Consider the following 24336-nt stretch of genomic DNA (forward strand, 5'->3'; position numbering starts at 1 on the left):
GAATGGAAAAAGCAGGTGGACTAAGGCGTAATACAGAGCTCTTCTTACTATTTGTAGGAGCAATCCCTGTATTTCTGCTGTACGCCATGTACATGATTACTGCTCGCTCAACGCTCAGCCTTGAGACAATGGCCGTTCCTATTGGTCTCTTTGCAGCATTTACCGTGGCTCACATTGCTATTAGGTTCCTTGCTCCCGCAGCAGACCCCGCCATTCTCCCCATTGTGTTTGTGCTCTCGGGAATTGGCATCACCATGGTCACCAGACTTGCACCAAATCTTGCAGTCAACCAGACCATTTGGCTCTTTATCTCTGTTGTTGTGATGATTGTGGTACTGGCGGTCATTAGAAATCTTGACGCGTTAGCACGCTACAAATACTCCATTGGTATTCTCGGCGTCATACTGCTTCTTCTGCCAATTGTTATTGGCCAGGACCGCTACGGCGCAAAACTCTGGATTTCTTTTGGCGCATTCACCTTCCAGCCTGGTGAGCTTGCAAAGATTGCCATTACGCTCTTCCTGGCATTTTATCTTGCACTGAATCGAGAAGCTCTATCGGTCTCCATGCGTTCTTTTGGACCTTTCCGCATTCCTCGCTTTAAAATGCTGCTTCCTCTGTTTGTCATGTGGGGCATCAGCCTGATTGTTGTTATTTTTGAACGCGACCTTGGTAGCGCTCTGCTCTTCTTCGTGTTCTTTGTCATCATGCTCTATGTAGCAACAGGTCGCGCAAGCTACGTTTTTGTCAGTATTGCGCTCTTGGCCATTGGCGGCGTGGTGCTTTATCACTTCTTTGGTCACGTTCAGACTCGTGTCAACATTTGGCTGGACCCCTTCAAAGACCCCGCTGGAGACGGCTACCAAATTGTCCAGTCCCTCTATTCCATCGCAGATGGAGGTCTTGCTGGCACCGGAATTGATAAGGGAATGCCTACGCTTATCCCTATTGTTGAGTCTGACTTTATTTTCTCGGCCATTGCTGAGGAGCTGGGACTCTTTGGCGGAGCAGCAATTATTACCCTGTTCCTGCTGCTTACCGTGCGCGGCCTCGCAACAGCTGCTCGCGCAAAGTCCGATTCATCTGCTTTTGCGGCTGCCGGTCTTACCAGTGTTTTGGCGTTCCAGACCTTCCTCATTGTTGCAGGCGTTACTAAGCTCATGCCTCTTACTGGCGTTACCCTGCCCTTTATGAGTCAGGGCGGCAGCTCTCTTCTTTCCAGCTTTATCATTGTTGCCCTGCTGCTCAGAGCAGGTGACGAGGGAACTGGTCGCGAAACAGAGCTTGAGCCAAGCAAGAAAACGCTTGACTCCCAGAGGCTCGAAATTTCTTCTGGTGGAGCTCACGCCTCTTCCGTTTTGCATGGCAGCCACATCCGTGGAGGCTTTGGACTGCAGTCTGAGGAATCCGGTGTTCTGGGACGTGTTGCCCTTGGAAAACGTCTGACCAATTTGGTTACCGTATTTACCCTCTTCTTCACCGTTCTTCTCGGCAACTTGACCTTCTTGATGGTCATTGACGCACCTAGAATTCAGGCACTTCCTACCAACAACCACACTATTGCTAAGAGCGCATATGTTCAGCGCGGCGCCATCATGACTTCTGACGGCGTCACTCTGGCAGAGAGCGTCAAGCAAGACGACGGCACCTACGTGCGCAACTATCCGCACGACGGCATGGCTTCTCACACCGTTGGCTACATCTCTACCCAGTACGGAACTGCGGGTATCGAGTCCACCATGAACGAGACGCTCACCGGACACGCAGATCATTCCGACTGGAGAAGCGCTCTGTACTCGATGGCAGGCGTTAATACCGCTGGTTCAAGCGTTGTTTTGACCATCAATTCCCAGATGCAGGCTGTAGCAGAAGCTGCACTCCAGGGATATTCCGGCTCCATTGTTGTCATGGATCCAGCTACCGGAGCTGTACTTGCAAAGGCTTCTAGTCCTTCATACACCCACGCTGATCTGGGCACCATTATCGAGTCCGGTACCGGCAGTCAGCTGGTCGACAGAACTACCCAGGCGCTCTACTCCCCTGGCTCATCGTTCAAGACCATTACACTTTCTGCTGGAATTGACACACATACCACCACGCTGGACACCACATATTCCGCTCCAGGAACTATGGAGCTTGGCGGCGGCACCATCCACAACTACGCCAACGAGGATATGGGCACTATTCCTCTGCGTGAGGCATTTGCTCGCTCTTCTAACACGGCGTTGGCGCAGCTTGGCGTAGCACTTGGCGCAGACAACCTGGTCAGCTATGCACGCGCCTTTGGTTATGGCACCGCACTTGGTCAGGACTTCTCCACTACACCATCGTTGATGCCAAATCCTGCCGAGATGACCACCTGGGAGCTTGGCTGGGCATCCTGCGGTCTTCCTGTTGGAGAGCATGCAAGCCCTGCAGGTCCTCAGACCACCGTCATGCAAAACGCTGTTGTCGCGGCTGCAATTGCTAACGGCGGCGTGGTCATGAACCCTTACATTGTTGATCGCGTTCTCTCGCCAGAGGGAGCTGTTGTTTCTACAACGTCACCAAAATCGCTTGGACAGGCAGTGTCTACGGATACCGCTGCGCAGGTCCGAGAGGCAATGTTGGGCGTTGTTGAATCCGGCACTGGTATGGGAGCTCGCGTTCCGGGTGTCAAGATTGCAGGTAAAACAGGTACGGCAGACGTCGAGAACGGTAACTTTAACTCGTTCTTCATCGGTTTTGCGCCTTACGACCACCCAACCCTTGTTGTTTCTGTTGTCATCGAAGGCAACGGCGAGAACGTTTTAGGTTACGGTGCTCAAGTTGGCGGACGTGTTCTTGCGCAGTGCCTGAACATCCAGGCTTTGGGAGCTGCTTCGTAGCGCCTAAAACACCGCACGGTCTTCTCCCCAAGTAGTTGGGTGTGTTCTAAGATAGTAAGTGACGTGGCGAGAAAATCGCACGCTTGATAGGAGTTGAGTTATGCCAGGTAGAATGCTCAGTGGGCGTTACCAGGTTCAAGACAAAATTGGTACCGGTGGAATGGCCACCGTTTACCGCGGACAGGACCAGGTTCTTGGTCGTACTGTTGCCATCAAGATGATGCTGCCGCAGTACGCAAACGATCCTTCCTTTGCTGCCCGCTTCAAGCAGGAGGCACAAGCCGCAGCGGCGCTCTCCAGTCCTTATATTGTCTCGATATACGACTGGGGTAAGGACGGCGAGTCCTACTACATTGTCATGGAGTATCTGCGCGGTACAGACCTTAAGAGTGGCATCCGCAAACATGGAGCCCTTGATTCCCGTAAGGTCGCTCAGATTGGCTCTCAGATTGCTCAGGCGCTCTCTGTAGCACATCGTCACGACATCATTCACCGTGACATCAAGCCACAGAACATCATGGTCCAGCCAGATGGCAACATCAAGGTCATGGACTTTGGCATTGCTCGTGCAAAGAACAGCAGTCTAACTACCGATAACTCTGTTCTTGGCACCGCCCATTACGTTTCTCCAGAGCAGAGTACGGGCAAGCCTTTGGGACCAACCACCGATATCTATTCCCTAGGCATTGTCATGTACGAGGCTGCAACTGGCCGCGTTCCCTTTGTTGGTGACGACGCTATCAGCGTTGCTATGAAGCAGGTCAACGAGGCTCCTCAGCCACCATCGCTGATCAACCCCAACGTTGACCCCGCACTCGAGGCAATCATTCTTCGCTGTATGGAGAAAAACCCAGCTGACCGCTATCAGAGTGCTGACGAGCTTGCTCGTGCGCTGCGCGATTTTATTGCTGGCCGCGCTACTATTCCAAGCAACACCACCGTGAGCCCCCGCATTGTGACACCACCTCAGCCAACTTCCAGGTTGGATCGTCGCGGCATTGACGGCTCCAACACCTACATCACGCGCGGTGGCGACACTGGTCGCTTGAACCGCGTCCATTCTCGCGAAGAGGCTGATGAGCTTGACAGGCGCGAGAATAAACGTCACAAGCGCAACGTTATTCTCGGCGTTCTGGGCGCTTTGGTTGTCCTGGCTCTTGCCGGCTTTGCTATTGCACAGATGCTCGGCAACTCCGCCCAGCAGTATCTGGTTCCACAGTTTGTTGGTCAGACAAAAGACCAGGCTACTCAGGCATTAAATGCTTCTGATAGCCACTTTAAGCTGGGAACTGTTACAGAAAGCTACAGTGATTCTGCTCCTGAAGGCCAGGTCATTGATCAGACACCAAGCGCTAACAAACAGGCTCCTGAAGGAACCGCGGTTAACCTTGTCATTTCTAAGGGCGCTAAACCTGCTGCTGCAGTTAAGGTGCCTGATCTTACCAACAAGAGTCCATCAGAGGCTGAGTCTGCTCTTGCTGCCGTTGGCCTCAAAGCAAGAAATGGTGACTCGGTTGAGTCGGACGACGTAACCGTTGGTTATGTTGCAACACAGGAACCAGCCGCAGGTAGCGATGCTAAAGCTGGCGACACCATCACCTATCACCTGTCTACTGGCAAGGGTAAGGCAGATGTTCCAGATGTCACCGAGATGACTGCCGAGCGTGCGTCCGATGTTTTGAAAGATGCAGGCTTCAAGGTAGATACTCAGAAACAGCCTTCGTCGAGCGTTCCTGAGGGCCGTGTCATCTCCCAGTCTCCAGCTAACGGCAAGGCAGATAAGGGTTCCACGGTAACCATCGTTGTTTCTTCCGGTGCTCAGAGCGGATCTGTTCCAAACGTTGTTGGCAAGGACTTTGAAACCGCTCAGTCCACGCTGGAAAACGCGGGCTTCCAGGTCAACACGGTTTGGGTCTACGATGACAACGTTACAACCGGAAACGTAGTTGGCCAAACACCTTCAAGTGCTGCAGCTGGCGCTACTATCACCATCCGCGTCTCTAGCGGACCTCGTCCATCAGCGTAATCACTGCGGCGTGCAATGTGCTCAACCAGTACGTTCAAGCCCTGCAACCGTGTTTGGTTGCAGGGCTTTTTGCTGCCACAGAAATCGTTCGACAGCGGCACGTGTCATCGCCGGAACCGGTGACGCAAGCACTTCAGCGCTTTTCGGGTCATAGACAACTGATGTAACTGACACGACCTGTTTTTGCTGATAGCCGAACACACCTAAGTCGGATAATCTGTCAAAAAGACGTATACATGACGCCGAAAATAGCTAAGGCGTGCAGATTATCGTCATTAGGTGTGTAATATGCCCGCAATTAAGCAGATTATCCGACATAGGTGTGTTGCTTAGAAGTGAAATTTACCTATAGTTAGATTTTTTATATTTCTCTATTCATTTTCCAGCATATTAGATGAAGTTTATGCATAAAGATGTATATCAGTCAGGGAGACCACTCGGTCGTCAGACATTGAGCCCCAATCGTCCGATTATCTTGACTAGAAACATGACAGTTCTTCAGCGAGGTGCGGCTAAGCTGCACCATTTTGTACGCCAAGCCTAAAAGACGACGCTGACACGCCGCAACAGAGAAAAACCGGCAGCACGAAGCTGCCGGTTTAAAATCAATGGTGCCCCCGGGCCGATTCGAACGGCCGACACCCGCTTTAGGAGAGCGGTGCTCTATCCCCTGAGCTACGAAGGCATGTGGGATATTCTACTCACGTAGGCTCGCGTACGCAAATATCGCCAACGCTTGCGGCGCCGGCAGCAGCGCGAGAGCTGCTACTTGCGACGAGCCTTGCGCTCGGCTCTCTTTCTGTCGTACTCAGCCTGACGCTCGAGGTAAAAATCGTTGAGCTTCTTGTCGGTCATGCCAGCAACCTTAGCCTCGATCTTCTTGCGAAGAGGACGCATCTTAAAGAAGCTGTAGACAACCGAGCCAAAGATGCAGAAGTAAGCAAAGACCAGCATGATGGCAGAAATCATACCAACGCCGGTGTTCAGGTCCCTGGACTCTGGAACCATATACGAAAGCACCAGTGTAATGATGGTTGCAACAAAGCCAAGACCCAGGAAGACCCACCAAACGCGCTCGGCACGATGATAGTCTGGATCCGCGCGCAGCATAGCCTCAAATCCACGGCTGCGAATATCCTCGCGCTCGCGCTGGCGAGCACGTGCAGCACGCTTCTCCTCTTTGCTCTTTGGAGCACTGGAGCCAGAGCCAGAGCCACTCACACGTACAGATGCAGCTGCCTCTCGTACTGGTTTAGCAGTAGCAGCAGATTTGCGACCAAAAGCGGAATACGTAGGACGCTCAGTCTCCTCAGAGGTTTCTTTCTTTGAAAGGCTTGCGGTAGCCTCACGCGCTTCTTTGGTTGCGCCTGTAATGGTGTCACGCAGTGACATTGGTCTCCTTCAGTGGTACAAACTCAGTTCCCGTAATAATCTGGAATGCCGTACGATAACGCTCGGATGTGCCCTCAATAACCTCTTCTGGAAGATGAGGTGGCTCTCCTTGCATGTCCCAGTGGGCTTTCAGCCAATCGCGTACATACTGTTTGTCGTAGCTTGGCTGAACGTGTCCCTCAGAATAACCCTCAGCAGGCCAAAAACGACTTGAATCGGGTGTAAGGCACTCATCAATAAGTGTAAGTTTTCCGTCGATAAAACCAAACTCAAATTTAGTATCTGCAATAATAATTCCACGAGTTGCAGCATATTCTGCAGCAGCCTTATAAATTGCAAGCGAGGCTTCCTTCAGCTGAGTGGCAACATCCTCACCAACAATCTCGCAGCAGCGCTCAAACGAGATATTCTCGTCATGATCGCCAAGCTCAGCCTTAGTGGAAGGGGTGAAGATTGGCTCAGGAAGCTTAGATGCCTCAGTCAGGCCATCTGGCAGCTTAATGCCGCAGACGGTACCGTCCTGGTCATAAGTCTTTTTGCCAGAACCAGTAAGGTAACCACGGACAATGCACTCGATTGGCACAGTCTGTGCTTTCTTTACCAGCATTGCGCGACCAGCAAGATACTCAGTGTAATCTGCAAACTGTTCAGGAGTCTGATCTGGCAGAACAGAAATCATGTGGTTAGGCAGAAGGTCCTTGAAGCGATTAAACCAGAAAGCGCTGATACGTGTCAGAATTTCTCCCTTAAAAGGAATCTCGTCAGGAAGAATAAAGTCAAAAGCACTAATGCGATCGCTCGCAACCATCAAAAGTTTGTCGCCACAATCGTAGATATCGCGAACCTTACCGTGCGAATCGGGACGAAGCTCAGCTCCAGCCACAATGACCTCACTTCTGCGCAAAGCGCGTTGTATTGCAGGACTTTTGATTGTACGGCAAAATGTCCAAAAATCGACCTACAACAAAGTATCTGTTACAGAGATATTATTTTGGGCAAGCAGAGGAAGGTGCAGCGAGAAGGTCGTGCCCTTTCCAAGCTCGGATTCTACCGAGATAGTGCCGTTATGACGGTCCATAATCTCTTTTGTGATTGCCAAACCTACACCAAGACCACCTGAAGCGCGCTCGCGGCTTTCTTCTGCACGCCAGAATCGCGATAAGGTCTGTGGAATGTCCTCAGGAGCAATTCCCATACCATCATCAGTCACGGAGATAACCGCATCGGTATCATCAATTGATACGGTTATAACAACATGACCCCCGTCGTCGGTATAGCGAATGGCATTGCTCAGCAAATTGGTCAGGGCTTCTCGAATCATGTCCGAATCAATATCAACAAAACAATTACCCTCGGGTGTCTTATCCACAAAGGTCAACGTGCGGTTATTCTCCTTAAAGAGTGTTTCTTGTACAGCAACGAGACTCGCCACCATAGCCACAACATTGACGCTTTCTGGATTGAACTTTGTCTTTCCGTTCTCAAGTCTTGAGAGATGGAGCATAGCATCTACCAGGCGAGAAAGACGTCTGCTCTCAGATACAATGTTTTCCAAGCGCTCTTCATCTGCGGGCAAGATACCGTCTTGGATTGCTTCAACGGTGGCCATGATAGCCATAAGTGGAGTTCTGAGCTCATGTGCAACATCACTGGTCAGACGGCGTTCAAGCTTAATGTCTCTTTCGAGTGAAGACGCCATGTCGTCGAAGGTTTCTCCCAGACGCCCCAGTTCATTCTCGCCACGGATGCCTGAGCGAGCTGCAAGATTGCCGCTTCTGATCTGGACAGCCGTCTCGGTAATACGGCGTACGGGCTTGGTAAGTGAACGTGAGGCCAAAATACCAATTAACCCCGAAAGCGAAATTGCAATGGCTGCAGCAAGACTAATTGCCTGGTAGGAGCCATTACGGAACGCAATGTCTCGCTGGGTCAGGAACGGCTCAGAACCAAACGTCCAAATTCTAATGCTGCCCACAGGCTCACCTTGTAGGTTTTGGACAACTGCATAAACCACGGCGTCACCCGTCTGAGGGCCAGATAATGCACTATTTCCACCAGGTCGGCGAGCATTTGGCGCCGAGTCGTCATACAGAACCACGCCAGAAACATCTAAGACCTGGATACCAATATCGGAATTGGTTGCAGAGGCCTGACGTGCAATAGAGAGAACGTCGGCATTCCAGCCTTCTGCGCGCGCGTACGCCTGAGACATATTGAGCGCGGTAGTATCAACGGTGTTTTGTAGGTTCTCCCTGGTATAAGCGGTAAAACGACTTTCCCACACGATGCCCAAAACAGAGATGAGCACCAATACCGTCATGACAGCAGTCAGCGCAAAGAACGCCGCCATACGGGTGGTAAAGCTTTGAGTGCCCACGGGATCGGGCTTAATAGTTTTATAAGAACCCTCAGTTTCCGGAGGGTTCTTAAGAGAATTTGAGTGATGTTTCTTGAAGAGCGCCAAAGCTCTAAAGCTTAGGACTCGTGGCTAGCGTTGCCAGCCTCAAAGCGATAGCCAACACCGTGAACGGTGAACAGCCAGCGAGGATTACGAGGATCATCGCCGAGCTTTGCGCGCAAGTTCTTGACATGCGAATCAATAGTGCGCTCATAGCCCTCAAAATCATAACCCAGGACCTTCTCGACAAGCTCCATACGTGTGTACACGCGGCCAGGATAGCGAGCAAGGGTGGTGAGCAGCTTAAACTCTGAAGCGGTCAGGTCGACTTCCTCGTTGTTGATGAGAATCTTATGACCAGAAATATCAATAGTAAGGGTACCGTAATCAAGCACGTCAACAGCAGTATCTGGCTCAGAATACGTACGACGGAACAGCGCGCGAACGCGTGCCACCAGCTCACGTGGCGAGAAAGGCTTAACAAGATAGTCATCAGCACCAAGCTCAAGACCAATAATCCTGTCTTCTACCTCTCCTTTTGCGGTAAGCATAATGATAGGCACGTTAGAGGTATCTCTAATTGCACGGCAAACGCGCTCTCCAGAAAGCTTTGGCAGCATAAGATCGAGAATCACCAGGTCAAATGCGTGCTTTTCAAACTCTTCAACTGCACTTTGACCGTCGCCAACGCCCTTAACAACGTAATTTTCGCGCTCAAGATATGCTGAGACGGCGTCACGGATGACTTTCTCATCTTCGACAATCAGAATTTTCTTCTCGTCGGAAGCCATTGTCTCCCCTTTTCTTTTGCCCTGCATGTATGTGCGTATGGCACATTACGATTATTCATTAATTATTTGTATTCATTCTATCTCTATACCTACAAATAATCTACAAAGAAAAAACACGAACTGTCACGGAAGCCGGATATCCGCTGGTAGGATCCTTAACAGTTGAGTAGGTTACAAAAGAATCACAGTTGCCTTCTCGAGCAGGAAACTCTCCATAATCAACGCTTCTATCCATTGAATAGAGCCAGTTTGCCGTTTGATTTTGCGGATCAACAAGTACGTAAGAGGCGCGGCTTTTAACTATGTAAAGGCTACCTTTACCTGCCGATATTGCATAAGGTTCACGCTCAATGACGTAAGGGTTTTCGCCTGAAGCAGGCAGGATATATGTTCCCATCTTGCCCAACAGGCCGCCCGAGTCATAACTTGCTTCTACCGACACAATGAACTTATCGTCTACGCGACTTGCTGCAAAAGGCTTGACGGATTGAGGCATAACAAGCTGGTCAACCTTGGTTTTAAGGTTGTCTCCCAGCAGGTATGCTGTAACGCCATAGTAGGTGCCTTCGGAGGCGCGAACTCGAGGAGTGAGGGTAACTACGCCCTTTGAGATAGACGGTGCAGTGGCAAATCTACCTGGAGATTCAACGGCGTCCGTTCCCTCAGAATCCCCCACACGCCACACGTAGCAGTGCGAAGATTCACGGGTTTTCTCGCCAGAAGAAGCTGGTTGGACGAGCCAAACCACCTTATCGTCTCCGCAGGCAAATGGAGCCGGATCCCAGTTTTTATCGGCCTTGTAGAGGACCTTTGCATCTCCAGTAAGCTTACCGTCAGAAAATGGTGCGGCAAGAAGCTCCCAGTCAAAGGTTGTGGTGTCCACCTCAACCCATGCATACACAGAGTCAGAGCAGCGAACGTCGTAAATAACGGCGGTGGTATTGTTCATCTGAGCCGCAGGAACAACGTCAACAACCTGGCCAGACGTCAGCGAAAGAACAGAGCCCTTTACCATTGGCGTAGCAGACGCTCCGGCCGTGGTGACGGGAATCCAATTTCCATCGGCTGGATGCAACACGCTTCCCAAAGGAAGATTCCAGGTCTGGCTAGGTTGGGCAGAATACTCCGTCGAGCTATAGGAGTCCAGCACATTTGTGCCAGAAGACTCGTCAAGTACCAGCGGTTTTCCTGCATCTCCCGAGCCTTCTTGATGAGAGCAGCCAGCCGCGATGCTAATTGCGCCCGCAACTACGACACCAGCCGCTCCCGTCTTAAAGAAGTTTCGACGAGAAATGTTCCCAAACAGTGACACGATTTAGTCCAATTCAAGATGCTCAAGACGGTCAAACAAAACGTTTGAACGGGTAAGGAATGCGCGAGGATCAAAGATTTTCTCAAGCTCCTCATGGCTCAGCGTACAGGCTGGGTCTGCCTCAAGAAGCTCCTGGTAGGATGGTCCTTCCTTGCACTGCTGAATATCTGCCCAAACCTTCATAGCATTGGACTGGACAATCTTGTATGCCTCTTCACGAGTAATACCAGTGTTGACCAGGGCAAGAAGAACCTTTGACGAGAAGAGCATGCCACGGGTCTTATTGAGGTTGGCCATCATCTGCTCTGGATACAGGACCATGCCATCAAGCAGGAACTCAAGCTTTGACAGCATGTGGTCAAGAGCAATAAAGCTGTCTGCCTGGGCAACGCGCTCAGCGGAAGAGTGGCTGATATCACGCTCGTGCCAAAGAGCAACGTTATCAAAAGCAACCTGTGCATTGGCCTTAACTACGCGGGACAAACCACAGATCTTCTCGGCAGTAATGGGGTTGCGCTTGTGAGGCATAGCGGAAGAGCCCTTCTGGCCCTTGCGGAATGGCTCCTCAGCCTCGAGGGTATCGGTCTTCTGCAGCGCACGCATCTCAGTTGCAATACGCTCGCAGGTAGCGGCAACGGTTGCCAGAACACCAGCAAGGTAAGCGTGGTGGTCGCGAGAAATTACCTGGGTTGAAAGTGGATCGTGGACAAGACCGAGTTTCTCGCAAACGTACTCCTCAACAAAAGGATCAATGGAAGAGTAAGTTCCAACAGCACCAGAAATAGCACCATACGCGACGTTTTTACGAGCGTCCTTCAAGCGGTCAAGGTCGCGCTTAAACTCCCAGGCCCAGCTACCAAATTTCATGCCAAAGGTCATAGGCTCAGCATGAATGCCGTGAGTGCGGCCGACGCACAGAGTGTCACGCTCCTCAAAAGCACGACGCTTGCAGATAGCAGCGCAACGACGAACTGCAGCAATGAGCAAATCACATGCCTGGGTGAGCTGATAGCAAAGGGCGGTATCGCCTAGGTCTGTTGAGGTCATACCGTAGTGAACCCAGCGACTTGGCTTGAGCTCACCCTCTGGAACCTTGGCATCGATGTAGGAGCCCATATTGGTCAGGAAGGCAATGACGTCGTGGTTGGTAACGGCCTCAATCTCGTCTACCTCAGCGCGATTAAACGCAGCGTGCTCACGAATCCAAGCTGCCTCTTCGCGAGAAATGCCAATAACACCAAGCTCAGCCTGTGCTTCGCACGCAAGGACTTCAATCTCCTGCCAAACGGCGTACTTGTTCTCCAAAGAAAAGATGTGGCCCATTTCTTTGCCGGTGTAGCGATCTACCACGATGAGACTCCTTCTGCTCGTAAAAGAAAAGGTCGAGTACCACTATGGTACCCGACCTTTGAATTACCTGGTGGGCCGTTAGGGGTTCGAACCCTAGACCTTGGGATTAAAAGTCCCCTGCTCTACCAACTGAGCTAACGGCCCATTATCGGGCGTGGCAATTTTACCACGCAACTAGGATAGTGTAGCAGTTTACTCCCATGCCCATTGTCCATTTACGAAAATTGGTGTTTCTTTTCCATCGGCAGAAATTCCCCAAATGTTCAAATCGTCTGCACCAATCATAAAATCAACGTGTGTAGTGCTCTGATTAACACCGTGGGCCAAGAGCTCATCTGGGCTCATCTCAAGGCCGCCCTTCAGGCACTCTGGGAAGCCCATTCCAAGTGCTAAATGGCAGCTAGCATTCTCGTCATACAGGGTATCGTAGAACAGAATGCCGCTCTGGCGAATAGGCGTGTTCTTAGAGATTAAAGCGCATTCTCCCAGGTACTTACCGCCCTTTTGAGAAACAATAGAAGTCAGAACGTCTTTGCCCTGCTCAGCGCCGTAGTCAACAACCTCGCCGTCTTTGAAGGTAAACCAGAAATTTTTAACAATCTGGCCGGCATGAATCAGAGGCAACGCAGAGTGAACAGTGCCGTTTACCTTGCGATAGTTTGGCGTGGTAAAGACTTCCTCAGTAGGAATGTTAGGGAAGAACAACGTTCCATCCTGAGTCTTTCCAGCGCCGCCCTCCCAAAGATGCCCTGGGTTCATACCAATAGTCAGATCAGTTCCATTTGAAGATTCATAGCGAAGCTCTTCAAACTGGTGAGAATTCATGAAGCGCTTGGTCTTCTCAAATGTTGCATTGTGGGTCTCCCAAGCACTCTGAGGGTCTTCTCCGCTTGCATGAGCAACGTCCAAAATTGCAATCCAAAGCCTGTAGATTGCCTCAGCCTCAGAAAGCTCTGGGAAAATTACCTTTGCCCATTCAGCTGCAGGAACACCAGCAATACACCAAACGTTTTTACCAAAGTCCATACCGTTTCTAAAGACATCACACTCTAAGTTTCTTGCGCGAGAAACAGCAGCTGGCTTTTCTGGATCAATTCCCTTTAGACCATTTGGGTCATCAGACGAGAGGAACAAAAATGCTGCACCCTGCTCTGCAAGGGAGTTAAGCTGTTCAATCTTCCAGCTTGGTGTCTTAGAGAGACGCGCCAGGTCAACGTTTTCGTACATAATTCTTGAGGACTCTTGATCGCCCCAAATAACTGTGACAAATTCTGCGCCAGCCGCATAAGCTGCTCGCTGAACCCTACGGGCAAAATCAGCAATCTCAATTGAAGCGTTAATTACCAGCTGACTTCCCTCAGAAATTGCGCATCCCTTCTTAACAAGAAGCTCTGCGTATTTATCAATCTGATCAGACAGCGCATCGAGGGCAATCTTTACCTCTTGATCTGTCATAGGAATTTGTGCCATGTTGTTCCCTTCAACCATCGATCCGCGTAATTCGAATACTTAAGCACGCTCTATCAAAGATATATCCAAAATATTTCCGCTCAACTTCTACCCGAACAACCTTCTTCACAACGCCAAATTTCAATCTTGTCCATAAAAAGAGCCCCGAAGGGCTCTTGTATGTCTTTGGAGCGGGCAACGGGATTCGAACCCGCGGATGATGGCTTGGGAAGCCATTGCCTTACCACTTGGCGATACCCGCAATTGTGTAGATTTTATCACAGTATTTTTTTCCTTTTAATCGCTTGCTTGGCAACTAGATAAAAGTTTGATGAGTTGTTTTCTACCTAGCTGCGCATATACAACAAATATGCGCCTACACAAATTTTCTCCGTCAGAAACTGGACAGGCGCTGGTCAGAATAGGCGCAAAGTCACTCTTTAGCATGCTCTCCAACGAAAGGAGCGCTATGCAAAAGTACTTCTGGCGAGAAACCCCCGCACACCACTATCCCACCTCTTATAGGCGCCTGCTCTCCACCCGACAACTCCGCCTTCCTCGGGCAAAGCTGCTTGGCGGAGACCCCGTCATGCCAAGCAGCTTCCCTTCTGTAGGACATGCGGGTCTGCGGGCACGTCTAGCAGACAGGTTTTCTCGCAAACCTGAGGCCCCTCCATAAAGAAAAAGACCGGTGAAGCACCGGTCCTAAAGAAAGCTGTTTTGTTGCAACACATTAGTTAACGCTGTGATGGAGCGCTGGGTTCTTAGCTAGGCACTCGTTACAAATACCCGTAAAGCACAGAGCGTAAGAGTCAATCTCGCCGCAAGAATCCTTGGTGAGGCTGGTAAGGTCCCTTAGAACTGGTCCATCAACATCAAAGACACGGCCACACTCATGACACTGGAAGTGTGCATGCTCGGTTGTAGTTGGATCAAAACGAGAGATATTATCGCCGGTATTAACAACCTGGAGCTCGCCTGCGTCAACAAGCTGCATAAGGTTACGGTAAACAGTTCCAAGAGAGATGTTTGGTAACTCCTCTCTTACTGCTGCATACACACTATCTGCTGTTGGATGGTCATGGCGACCTTCCATATAAGTACGAATTGCCTCACGTTGCTTGCTGTAACGCACGATAACCTCATTAATTAGTAAGTGTTACTGATTACTGAATACGTTAACACTAATTGTCTATATGTTGCAACAAAAGCTCACATTTATGCATTACTAAATATCTCCATATACGCAATCTACCTCTGATTTTTCAGTTTGGAGGCACGCATGTTTATCACAAAATCCTCAAAACCTAAGAAGGAAACAGCTACACGAAGACAAACTTCTTCTTCTGTCTTTCACTTCTGGTTTATCCCTCTGTTACTTGGAGCCCTTCTCCTCAGCCATTTTTTCCTAAAGCCTGCTCATAGGCTTGCTTTTGCACAAGAGCCCTCATTTATCGTTGCACAAAGAGAAGATTTTCCTGGTGGACAGCAAATTCCCATGTGGACTGCTAGCGACGGTACCTATCTTTACTGTGGAGACGAATTTAACCACTATGGTGCATGGCCAGGAGCAACGGGAAGTGTAGTTGACCCGCAGTCTTATACAAAGCTCACCGCAGTCAACGGTACTCGCGGTGGAACGTATACAAATGAACAGCTTCGAGCTATTGATTACATCATCTATCACGGAGCTACCGCGTCCCAAGAAAAGGATGTGTATGGATATACAGGATGGAAGGCACGAGCCATCACGCAGTTTACACTGTGGGCTGTTATGCGTGGTGAAGCCCATGCACTTGCGGTAAGTGTTCCTCAGACAGAACTTCATCGGCCTATTGAGCAGTTCTATTCCGATGCTATGAACTATGCTCAAACCAACGGCGGCAGTCCAGAAAACGGAGTTGCCAAGCTCTTTGTACCCACAGGAGACAAACAGGTTCTGTTTTTCTTTGGACAGCAATCTGGCTCACTCAAAATTACCAAAAGTTCCTTATTGCCTGATGTCACCTCCAATAACGAGCACTACACCCTAGAAGGCGCTGTCTACGGAGTATATTCCGACGAGAGTTGCACCAATCTTCTTGGTAGTCTCACCCTTGATAAATCTGGGTCTGCAGCGCTCGACAATCTTCCTGTTGGAACGGCATATGTAAAAGAAACCACTGCTCCAAAGGGCTTTCTTCTTGATCAATCGGTTCATGCTGTAAAAATAACAAACCAGGAAGAGAGCACTCTCACGGTTACCGATACTCCAATTGGAGAGTTTGATCTACGCATTTCAAAACAAGACTTTGACCACAACACTAGCCTCGATGAAGACGCTCGTTCTGAGCAGCAAAGCGCTTCTCCCCAAGGAAACGCAACGTTACAGGGTGCACTTTTTAAAGTGACCTATAGCGGCTCTGCTGAAACAACACTAAGAACATGGGTTTTCTCGACAGATGCTCACGGTTTTGTTTCTTTTGATGCAGACCATAAGGTTTCTGGAGATGACCTCTTTACTCTTGGCGAGAAACCCTGGCTTCCTCTGGGGTATTACCAAATCGAAGAAATTCAAGCACCTGAAGGCTATAAACTTCCAGAACATTCACTTCAAACCTGGAAGCTATCAAACCAAAACGGCAATCTTATCTGGACAAATCTTTCTAGCGGAAAAGAGAATTCCTCGTCTGAGCACTCCTTTACCTTCAAAGACGAGGTAATAAGAGGAAATCTTAAAGTTAAGAAAATTGGACACACTTCCCTAAGTTCACCCGATGGTTATTCTGAGGCAGAAGAAATGCCAAGTCTGAAGGGCGCCAAAATTGAGCTAACTAATAGCTCTGCTCAACCTATCTTCTACCAGGGAAAATGGATTGCTCCTCACGAAGTTGTCACCACAGTAGAAACAGACGAATCTGGAGAGGCGGCGGTTAAAGACCTTCCCTTTGGCTCCTATTCACTTAAAGAGGTTACGGCTCCAGCAGGATACTCTCTCAACAAAGAATGGAACCCAACGGTTACTCTCACTTCTGAAGAGACTGTAGAAGCACCTGAACTCATTGATGAAAGAATTTCTTTACAAACAATGCTTGTAGATGCTGAAGGATCAAAAAATCCTGAATATGCCGAGAAACTCAAACTTGTTGATCACATTAAATACGAGGGTCTTACCCCAGGAGAAGAGTACGAAATTACCGGAGAGCTCTATGAAACAAAGCAGCTCCAAGAAGGTACAGCGGAGCCCATCGCTCGCGGAACTGTCCACTTCAAAGCTCCTGCCTCATCGGGAGAAGCTGCGGTTCCTTTTTCTGTAAGGACTGCCTCACTGGAGGGCAAAGAAGTTACTGCCTACGAAACCATCTCAAAAGATGGTGAGAGAGTTGCTTCGCACACCGACAGTCACTCTAAAGCTCAGACTATTCGCGTAGCTCCTAAGCCCCATCTTCCGGGCACGGCAGACAATGCCTACACAGTTCCCCTTTTACTCGCCTTGGCAGGATCAGTACTTATTGGATGCACTCATGTATTTATAGCAAAAATAAGACGCTCCTTTTAGTTGAGTAACCTTGCCTTAGCGCTAAAAAAGAAAGGGCAGAAATCTCTGCCCTTTCTTAAAAACTTACTCTAGCTAGTGACTTGTTCGTTTACGAGCGTCTAATAAGCTCAGTAACAAGAGCTGCAGCGTCAGCACACTGGCCAGCATTAACGTTCTCGCGAACATCAGCGGCGGTGCGGCTAAGTGCAGGAAGTCCATCCTCGTTTAAGCCCATCAAAGTAACAGAACGAACTGAATTCTGCATTGCAGGAGTTGCATCAGTGGTGTCCCAGTCAAATGCACGCTGCTCAACATCAATATGAAGATCAGCTGCAATAGTAGAAAGGAGTCGAGTCATTCTGCGATCAGCGCGGCGGACGTTGCCAATTCCCTCATTCTTAAGAATGGAAAGCGTACCAGCACCAACACAATCAAGGTTAATGAGAAAAGCTCCGCGAATATCAGTTCTGTGCTTTGCGAGGAACTCCCTCATGCCTGCGTGGTCAAAATCAGACGCTCCAAGTGCAACAAACCAAATATCGTGTGCAATGAGCTCGTCATCAGAAAGTGAAAGAACAGCATTACGAAGATCATCCTCAGAGACAACAGATGCATCCTCAGAGTCAGTATCTTCACGATTCTCTGCAGATGGAGCTGCTCCGCCCTTCCAATCATCTGATGGTCCGTCGTTACGACCGAAGAGTCTAAAGGAGCGACGCTTTGCCTCAGGAGTCTTTGCGTCCTGTGCCTCTGTGAGACCCTCATCAGCCGAAATGGTGTCGAATGGGCTCTCTGCATCTTCTGCCTCTGGAGAAGGCGCAGATGTTGGAGCTGGAACATAGTGAGGAGCTGGCTCGGAAGATGGAGCTAGAGGATCAACGGCGTCGCCAGAAGGATCAGGAAGATCAAAGAGGGACGCACGACGAGCAAAGTCGTTCTTAGCATGGAGCTCATGTGTTGCTTCAGGCTGTACCTGCGTTGCATCTGCATCAGCGGATTCATGAACCTGCTTCATAGTTGCATTGAGCTCATCGTCAACAGAATCATACGCAACGGTGTTGTCAGCAGAAGCATCCTCAGTCCGCTCTTCTTCTGTTGTTGCATTTACAGCCTCTGCAACATCCTCGAGAGATGCAGTCTGGCTTGCGCCAGTAGTGTCATAAGCAACGTAGCTTACTTCGCAATCCTCAGGAAGAATGCCCAGTGAATTAAGAACTTCCTCGCCGTGGCGGACGCCTTCCACCTCATCAGGCTCTGGGATAAGTGCAGCTGCATCTCCTGCAAAATGATGAACAACCTCGGGTCGATGACCAGTAGGACGGACATTCTCGAGAATACCAAGAAGTGCTGCAACTGAAGACTTGTTGTTGTTTGCGCCAATAGTGCAAGGTGCAAAACGCTCTGCAATAGTTGCGACAGAAAGAGCAACAAGTGGAAGAGCTGCAAGAATACCAACAATCCAGAAAAGGACACGAACTGGATCAGGAAGGAAACGAAGAATCTGAACAAACGTAGCAACAAACACGGCAACTACACACCAACGCGCATACCTCTGTGCAAGCGGTACGTACTTTGCTACAGGGGACTCAACAAGGAAGTTTGTATGTGGAGAGTCATAGTGAGCAACAATTACGATTGGACGATTGCCTTTTGCGACAAGCTCACCAGTGGCCTCGTGTTTAGCAACAACGTTCTGGCTCCTAATAGAAGATCCAAATGAACCCAGAATGTCATTACCAAAATACTTGAGACAAGTAAGTGCGCCAAAGCCAGCAACAAGCAAAACACCAAAAGCAATGAGTGCTGCATTACCAGTGCCTGCAAAAATAACACCAATGAAAAGGAGGATTAGATAAATTGAATAACCAAGACTCTTAATAGACTTAGCGTCAAATTCTTCAATGGTTGCCTCAAGCCCGTGAAGTTTCATTTCTTCAGCAATGGTTTGAGCAGCCTGAAGCTCCTCTTGGCTACCGGCAGGAGCAATATCAATCTGCTCGTCTAGATAGTCAACATAGTCATGTGTGATGGCCATACTACGTCCTTCGTTGGCATGTCTTCTGACAGGTTTCATATATACGTCATTAGTATACGTCTTATATCGAAATATAGCGGTTAAAGTGTATTTTTACGTCCAAATTTAGAAATTCTGCACTAAATATCAAAAACTTTCGTATATGTTTAGAGAGATTTGAGTTCAACTAGCAAAAAGCGGGAGGTGGATATGGCTCCAAACAATCAAACTCTAGGTAATAATGAACTTGGTGCCTGGAGGATTTTCTCGCTATTTATGCTGCTAATTCAAAAGGGACCTCTACCCTCGGGAGAAATATATGCAGCGATTTACTCAGATTTATCTACCGATTCTGCTTTAAGAACTTTTTCAAGAGATCGCACTGTTTTGAAACAGCTTGGATTTGCAATTACAGAGGTAAAAACGGGAAAAGAAAAGTCATTCTATCTTTCGGACTCGAATTTCTTTAATTCCTCGTACGACTTAAGCCCTGAAGATGCCAATCAGCTGCTTGTAATCTGCAGTGCAATTCTCACTGACGCAACGTTTGTATACCAAGAGGAATTGAGAAACGCGCTCTCTAAAATTGTGGGTAACTTTTATTCCTTGGAGTCAGGTAAGTCAGACAGCCAAAAACTCAGCGCTTCTTCCCAAAACAAAGTCTTTCCTGTTCTATACGAATCACTCAGCTCTAAACAACTGGTAAACATCACCTACACAAACTCACAGGACCTAGTTAAGCAAAAACATCTGGGCGTGCTGGACTTCTTTGTTTCACAGGGACTTCTATACTTTGTGGCCCAAGATTTTTCATCCGGTACTGAGAGCGCTTCCATCAAAACTTTTCGCGTTGACCGTGTTTTAGATGCCGCGATTCTTAAAAATGAGTCCTTCTCCATACCAGAAGAGTTTGATTCAAAAGACTATAAACTCCTTGATTTCCAGCTCGGATTGCAAGCAGACACGCTTACCGCGTTTGTCCCCAAAAATATACTCGCTGCTTTTGAACATTTCTCGCAAGGTCAAGGGGATGTTGAGCTCCTCTCTAATGGCGCTTTGTGGACCGTTACTTACGCTCATGAAGACACCGCTTTATCTTGGATTCTTGCTCATGGATTAATTCCAAGGTCTCCAGAGTCTCTTCTCGCAAAGTGGAAAGGGTCTTTAAGCGAGGTTGCCAATGGCTGTTAAAAACACCTCTTTTGGAAGAAAAAACATATCGTCAGCTGTCTATAAGCTCATACTGCTTTCTTCTGCATTGAGGGAGTCTTTTGACGCAGTTGAGCTAAGCGCGGTTCAGTCGCGATTTAGCATTTCCTCTGAAGAGGCTGCTATTCTGATGGAGCTTTTGCAGCTCACGGACGAGAATGGCTATCTTCCTCTCCCCCTTACGGGAGACCAAGATACTCTGACACTTGTTGGAGAGTCTCCCTTTACTGCTCGCAGGCTTGTCTTAACGGATGAAGAAACCTTGGCACTTAAAGAGGCTTTTACCGCTCTCGCTTTGCCCCAAGAAAGTGTATTTTGGAGCCTCTTGAAGCCTCCATATACAAGAAGCTCTTCACCAGACGGGTCTTCAGTCTCTCTTGTCTCCAAAAGCCACTCTAAAGAAGTAAACGCGTTCCTCACCTGCTCAAATGCAATTGCAGAATCACAAGTTATTTCATTCGACTATCGCTCTGAGGCGTCTGTTGCAGAAGCTCGCGGTGATAAAGATGCTGCAATTAGCCAGAGAGAGGTTCTTCCCTATAAGCTGTCATACGGAGAAAATGGGTGGCTTATCGAGGGGGTTGATTTAAACCTAGAGCAGCAAAGGGTCTTTAGGGTCAATCGAATGAGCTGCATTGAAACGCAATCCGCTTCATTTGAGCACAGAAAGCTTGCGGAACGCGTGCAAGATTCTGCTATGCAAGAAAAGTCTCAGCTGGTAGAGCTTACCTTCTTTGATAAAAACGCTCTTACGCACTATTCGTGGCCGGGACTTAAAACAGTTGGAAGCCAGCGCAATGCTGCAGAAATTAAAGCAACTATCCCCTACTACGGTGGAACGTGGCTGCTACAACGATTGCTTGCCCTTAAGGGAAAAGTAACAACCAAAGACAAGGCCGTGATGCACGCAATGCGCACTTACGCTGCGTCTTTGCTTGCTGCAGAAGAGCAGCTCTAAGCCAATCAGGTGATTGCAGCCCTGCTACGCGTCGTGTTCTTCTCGCCATTTGGCAATTTGGGCGGAGATATCCTTTGTTGAGACGCGCTGATAGTTCTTGTTGGGCAATGACTTCAAGAACGAACTGCCATATCGCTTGGACACAAGCCTGGAATCGGCAAGAACCAAAACGCCTTTGTCCTCAGCGCTCCTGATAAGGCGGCCAGCAGCCTGTTTGGTTGCAATTACTGCCTCTGGCAGAGAATAGCGCCACCACGCACGATCTTCTCGCTCCTCACGCTCTTTGACCAGCGGTTCATTAGGGCTTGCAAACGGAAGCTTAGGGATTACCACGCACCTCAGCGTATCTCCCGCAGCATCAAAGCCTTCCCAGAACGATTTAAGAGCAAACAGCGAGAGGTTCTTTTCGGCTAGGAACTTTTCACGAACACGTCGAGCAGAAGAAGAGCGCTCCTGGCAGGCAAGATTAAGGCCCTGCTCACTCAAGCGTGGCTCCAACGCTTCAAAGAGGCGCTCCATATCGCGTCTGTTAGTGAAGAGCGTCAGCACCGAGCCGCCCATCTGAACATGAACGTCGTATAGCAGCTTTTCCAGAGCATCTAGGTAACCTGGATCAGTTGGCGCAGGCATATCCTCAGCCACAAAGACGCCCATATGATTCTCGTAGTCAAAGCTTGACTCTAAGTGCAGGCTCTTGTGCTCAAAGGAGCCTCTATCTAGGCCAACAGCGTGCTCAAAATGCGAGAAATCATCTCCAACAGCAATGGTTGCTGAGGTAAACACAACAGAGTGCGTCTCCGGTAGCCACTTCTCTGCTAACTCTGCTCCAATATCAAGCTTCTCAGCCACAAGAGCCTCAGAGCCAATATCACGCTTCAGTCGAGTCAACTTTGCTGAATAGACGTAACTCTTGTCCGTTCCCTCGCAAATGAGCTTCAGAGACTCCAGAAGGGTGCTCAAGAACACCCCCGCCTCACTCAAGTTGCTTGCAAGGTTTGGAGCTGATGCAATGAGCGCCTCGGTGGTTTTTCCTATACGAAGCGCCGCTTCTTCAAGAGCAGAAAGAGCAACAGAAGCGGTCTCCAAGACCTCTTTCCATTCCTCTGTCTCTCTTACCTCATCGTTAATCCAAAGCTGAAGGGAGTTATAGCCGCCGTCGCTTTTGGCCAATGGAGCCAGCTCATGAACGGTGGCCATAAGATTGCCCATTGCTGCCATGGCTCGCTGAACTGCGGCGGCAGAGCGCATGAGAAGACCGGTGAGCAGCGTAGAGTCCTCAAGATTAGCGGCGCCTATCATAGCAGCATGAATGGCTCCGGACTTAATTCCACCAAGCAGTTCAAAGCCGTTTCTCATCTCTTTGGCAGAAATTTCTACTGCCCACTGATGGCGAGCCTCAGCCTCAAAGCCATGAGCCTCATCGATTACCCAATGCCTGATAGGAGGCAGAATTTTACCGTCAGCAGTAACGTTTCTAAGCAACAGAGAGTGATTGGTTACCACAACATCCGAAGATCCCGCACGTTTACGAGCTCCATGAACAAAGCACTCATGAGGGTAATACGGGCACTTGGAGCGCAGGCACTCCGCTGCTTTGATAGTTACCATCTCTCGTGGAACCGAGCGCCAGCGAATCCCCAACGCATCCAAATCGCCATCAGCCGACTGGCACGCGTAGGCATAAATCACCGCAATTGCGGTCAGCATGTCAGACGCAACGCTGTTGCTCGAGCGCCCTTCCTGGTCAAGCAGCGTCAGCGGAAGCTCCTCAAGAGCAGCCCTATCAACGCGATGCAGGCACGGATAATGCTCGTATCCTTTTAAGCTGCAGAAACTCAATCCATTTGGCAACGCTCGTGCAAGAGCCGGAAGGTCATGAGCAACTAGCTGGTCGGTCAGTGCGTTTGTCTTTGTAGCAATACCTACCGTAACATCGTTTTTCTGCGCAAAGAGCACCTCAGGCAGCAGGTATGCAATCGACTTGCCAATACCAGTTCCCGCCTCAAGCTCTCTATGCGAAGAAGTTACCAGCGCGTTTCTGACCTCAACAGACATGCTAACCTGCTCGCTGCGTGTCTCAAATTTGTCATACATCTGCGAGACAATGCCCGGTTTAGCAAACGCTCTGTGAATCTCATCTTTAGAAATAGGCAGCATAGCAGGCGTCTCTGGGTCATCCGCGTCCCTTCTCGCCTTTGCTTTTATGTCGGCAACAAGCTGGCTGCGGATGTCCTTGAGCGAGAAGAATGTGCCCGAAATCTCCGCGTCTGCAAGCTCGGCTCCCGTTGCGTCTTCTTTTGCGACACCGCGCTGAACTGCTTCTTCTTCCTTCATTTGCGACAAATACGAGAAGATTGGCCTAAACGTCCACTCCACTCCGTCGTGCATTGACGCCAGTTTGGCGAGAAGACCGCGAGGCAGATTCATAAGTCCCAAAAGCAAGATGCGCCACATGCCACAAAGAGCATCTACGTCGTCACTTGCGCGGTGCGTAACCTTCATAGTGCCAAACGCTTCTGCCATGCTGGAAAGCTTGTGTGAAGAAAGTCGAGGTAGCGCTATGCGTGAGAGCGACAGCGTATCGATCCAGGTATCGGAGACAGAAGTTCCGCCGGGCACCCGTTCAATAAACGTACGGTCAAAGGTGGCGTTGTGAGCCAAAACCGGAAGACCGCCGACAAATTCTGCAAGTGCAGCAACGGCTTCCTTTGCGCTTGGTGCGCCCTTAACGTCTTCATCGGTGATTGAAGTGAGAGCTGTAATCTCTTCTGGAATTGGACACCCTGGATCAACAAAAGTCTGAAAGCGCTCCACAATCTCTCTGCCGCTCAATTTAGCAGCAGAAATCTCAATAAGAGAGCATTTCTTAAAGGACAGACCTGTTGTCTCGGTATCCAAAACAACAATATCGTCCTCTAAGACGTCAAACGACTCATGCTCCGCCCTCTCTGCAAGCTCCAAATATTTTTTACGAACTGCAGAGGGGGTACCGGGAAGAATGAGTTCTTCTAGTTTTTGCGTAGCGCTTTTAGTGCTGGTCATAACCTACAAAT

The 24336-nt window shown here is 49.4% G+C and carries 15 protein-coding genes and 3 tRNA genes; 5 read left to right on the top strand and 13 right to left on the bottom strand.

Going from position 1 to position 24336, the window contains the following annotated elements:
- The first annotated feature begins 2 nt into the window (after positions 1–2).
- Together RWJ43_RS00410 and pknB are read left to right on the top strand one after the other, a co-directional pair.
- Positions 3–2867: an FtsW/RodA/SpoVE family cell cycle protein gene (locus RWJ43_RS00410; protein WP_314006681.1), complete on the top strand. Its 2865-nt coding sequence runs from the start codon at positions 3–5 to the stop codon at positions 2865–2867.
- 100 nt (positions 2868–2967) lie between these two features.
- Positions 2968–4893 carry a Stk1 family PASTA domain-containing Ser/Thr kinase gene (gene pknB / locus RWJ43_RS00415; protein WP_314006683.1) on the top strand — a complete coding sequence of 642 codons (1926 nt, stop codon included), beginning with the start codon at positions 2968–2970 and terminating at the stop codon, positions 4891–4893.
- Between the two features lie 609 nt (positions 4894–5502).
- Here the strand turns inward: pknB and RWJ43_RS00420 are convergent.
- The 11 genes from RWJ43_RS00420 to RWJ43_RS00470 form a co-directional block, all read right to left on the bottom strand.
- A tRNA-Arg gene (locus RWJ43_RS00420) sits at positions 5503–5578 on the bottom strand.
- An 80-nt stretch (positions 5579–5658) separates the two neighbouring features.
- Positions 5659–6285, bottom strand: a complete 627-nt coding sequence (locus RWJ43_RS00425; RefSeq protein WP_314006684.1) for an APC family permease — start codon at positions 6283–6285, stop codon at positions 5659–5661.
- Complete coding sequence (locus tag RWJ43_RS00430) at positions 6272–7168, bottom strand: phosphoribosylaminoimidazolesuccinocarboxamide synthase (protein WP_035427165.1); 897 nt, start codon at positions 7166–7168, stop codon at positions 6272–6274. The genes RWJ43_RS00425 and RWJ43_RS00430 overlap by 14 nt, the downstream gene beginning before the upstream one ends.
- A gap of 75 nt (positions 7169–7243) precedes the next feature.
- A complete protein-coding gene (locus tag RWJ43_RS00435) occupies positions 7244–8749 on the bottom strand; it encodes a HAMP domain-containing sensor histidine kinase (RefSeq protein ID WP_314006685.1) in 1506 nt (501 codons plus the stop codon).
- Positions 8750–8760: 11 nt separating this feature from the next.
- Positions 8761–9474 (bottom strand): response regulator transcription factor, encoded by a 714-nt coding sequence (locus RWJ43_RS00440; protein ID WP_035427161.1) that lies wholly within the window; start codon positions 9472–9474, stop codon positions 8761–8763.
- 100 nt (positions 9475–9574) lie between these two features.
- Positions 9575–10786, bottom strand: coding sequence for a Tat pathway signal protein (locus RWJ43_RS00445; protein WP_314006686.1), 1212 nt, complete (start codon positions 10784–10786; stop codon positions 9575–9577).
- Positions 10787–10789: 3 nt separating this feature from the next.
- Positions 10790–12136, bottom strand: a complete 1347-nt coding sequence (purB, locus tag RWJ43_RS00450; RefSeq protein ID WP_314006687.1) for an adenylosuccinate lyase — start codon at positions 12134–12136, stop codon at positions 10790–10792.
- A gap of 68 nt (positions 12137–12204) precedes the next feature.
- Positions 12205–12280, bottom strand: a tRNA-Lys gene (locus RWJ43_RS00455).
- A 48-nt stretch (positions 12281–12328) separates the two neighbouring features.
- Positions 12329–13606: an aminopeptidase gene (locus RWJ43_RS00460; RefSeq protein ID WP_314006688.1), complete on the bottom strand. Its 1278-nt coding sequence runs from the start codon at positions 13604–13606 to the stop codon at positions 12329–12331.
- Between the two features lie 166 nt (positions 13607–13772).
- Positions 13773–13847, bottom strand: a tRNA-Gly gene (locus tag RWJ43_RS00465).
- Between the two features lie 471 nt (positions 13848–14318).
- A complete protein-coding gene (locus RWJ43_RS00470; protein WP_313994597.1) occupies positions 14319–14720 on the bottom strand; it encodes a transcriptional repressor in 402 nt (133 codons plus the stop codon).
- A 363-nt stretch (positions 14721–15083) separates the two neighbouring features.
- On the opposite strand from RWJ43_RS00470, the gene RWJ43_RS00475 reads away from it, so the two are divergent.
- Positions 15084–17123 carry a SpaA isopeptide-forming pilin-related protein gene (locus RWJ43_RS00475; protein ID WP_314006689.1) on the top strand — a complete coding sequence of 680 codons (2040 nt, stop codon included), beginning with the start codon at positions 15084–15086 and terminating at the stop codon, positions 17121–17123.
- An 88-nt stretch (positions 17124–17211) separates the two neighbouring features.
- On the opposite strand, the gene RWJ43_RS00480 is transcribed toward RWJ43_RS00475, so the two are convergent.
- Positions 17212–19137, bottom strand: a complete 1926-nt coding sequence (locus RWJ43_RS00480) for a M28 family peptidase (protein WP_314006690.1) — start codon at positions 19135–19137, stop codon at positions 17212–17214.
- Positions 19138–19326: 189 nt separating this feature from the next.
- Here RWJ43_RS00480 and RWJ43_RS00485 point away from each other — a divergent pair, with 189 nt between their 5' ends.
- Positions 19327–20307: a WYL domain-containing protein gene (locus RWJ43_RS00485; RefSeq protein WP_314006691.1), complete on the top strand. Its 981-nt coding sequence runs from the start codon at positions 19327–19329 to the stop codon at positions 20305–20307.
- Positions 20297–21283, top strand: coding sequence for a WYL domain-containing protein (locus tag RWJ43_RS00490; protein WP_314006692.1), 987 nt, complete (start codon positions 20297–20299; stop codon positions 21281–21283). The genes RWJ43_RS00485 and RWJ43_RS00490 overlap by 11 nt, the downstream gene beginning before the upstream one ends.
- Positions 21284–21307: 24 nt before the next feature.
- Here the strand turns inward: RWJ43_RS00490 and RWJ43_RS00495 are convergent, their stop codons facing one another.
- Positions 21308–24325 (bottom strand): helicase C-terminal domain-containing protein, encoded by a 3018-nt coding sequence (locus RWJ43_RS00495; RefSeq protein ID WP_314006693.1) that lies wholly within the window; start codon positions 24323–24325, stop codon positions 21308–21310.
- Positions 24326–24336: the final 11 nt, after the last annotated feature.

Origin of the sequence: Lancefieldella parvula, assembly GCF_963530955.1 — a bacterium.
Lineage (GTDB): Bacteria > Actinomycetota > Coriobacteriia > Coriobacteriales > Atopobiaceae > Lancefieldella > Lancefieldella parvula_A.

What these genes read in the sequence shown, in the direction of transcription:
- RWJ43_RS00410 (WP_314006681.1), top strand. Translation starts at nt 3, where the DNA reads ATGGAAAAAGCAGGTGGACTAAGGCGTAATACAGAGCTCTTCTTACTA.
- pknB (WP_314006683.1), top strand. Translation starts at nt 2,968, where the DNA reads ATGCCAGGTAGAATGCTCAGTGGGCGTTACCAGGTTCAAGACAAAATT.
- RWJ43_RS00425 (WP_314006684.1), bottom strand. Translation starts at nt 6,285, where the DNA reads ATGTCACTGCGTGACACCATTACAGGCGCAACCAAAGAAGCGCGTGAG.
- RWJ43_RS00440 (WP_035427161.1), bottom strand. Translation starts at nt 9,474, where the DNA reads ATGGCTTCCGACGAGAAGAAAATTCTGATTGTCGAAGATGAGAAAGTC.
- RWJ43_RS00460 (WP_314006688.1), bottom strand. Translation starts at nt 13,606, where the DNA reads ATGGCACAAATTCCTATGACAGATCAAGAGGTAAAGATTGCCCTCGAT.
- RWJ43_RS00475 (WP_314006689.1), top strand. Translation starts at nt 15,084, where the DNA reads ATGTGGACTGCTAGCGACGGTACCTATCTTTACTGTGGAGACGAATTT.
- RWJ43_RS00480 (WP_314006690.1), bottom strand. Translation starts at nt 19,137, where the DNA reads ATGGCCATCACACATGACTATGTTGACTATCTAGACGAGCAGATTGAT.
- RWJ43_RS00485 (WP_314006691.1), top strand. Translation starts at nt 19,327, where the DNA reads ATGGCTCCAAACAATCAAACTCTAGGTAATAATGAACTTGGTGCCTGG.
- RWJ43_RS00490 (WP_314006692.1), top strand. Translation starts at nt 20,297, where the DNA reads ATGGCTGTTAAAAACACCTCTTTTGGAAGAAAAAACATATCGTCAGCT.
- RWJ43_RS00495 (WP_314006693.1), bottom strand. Translation starts at nt 24,325, where the DNA reads ATGACCAGCACTAAAAGCGCTACGCAAAAACTAGAAGAACTCATTCTT.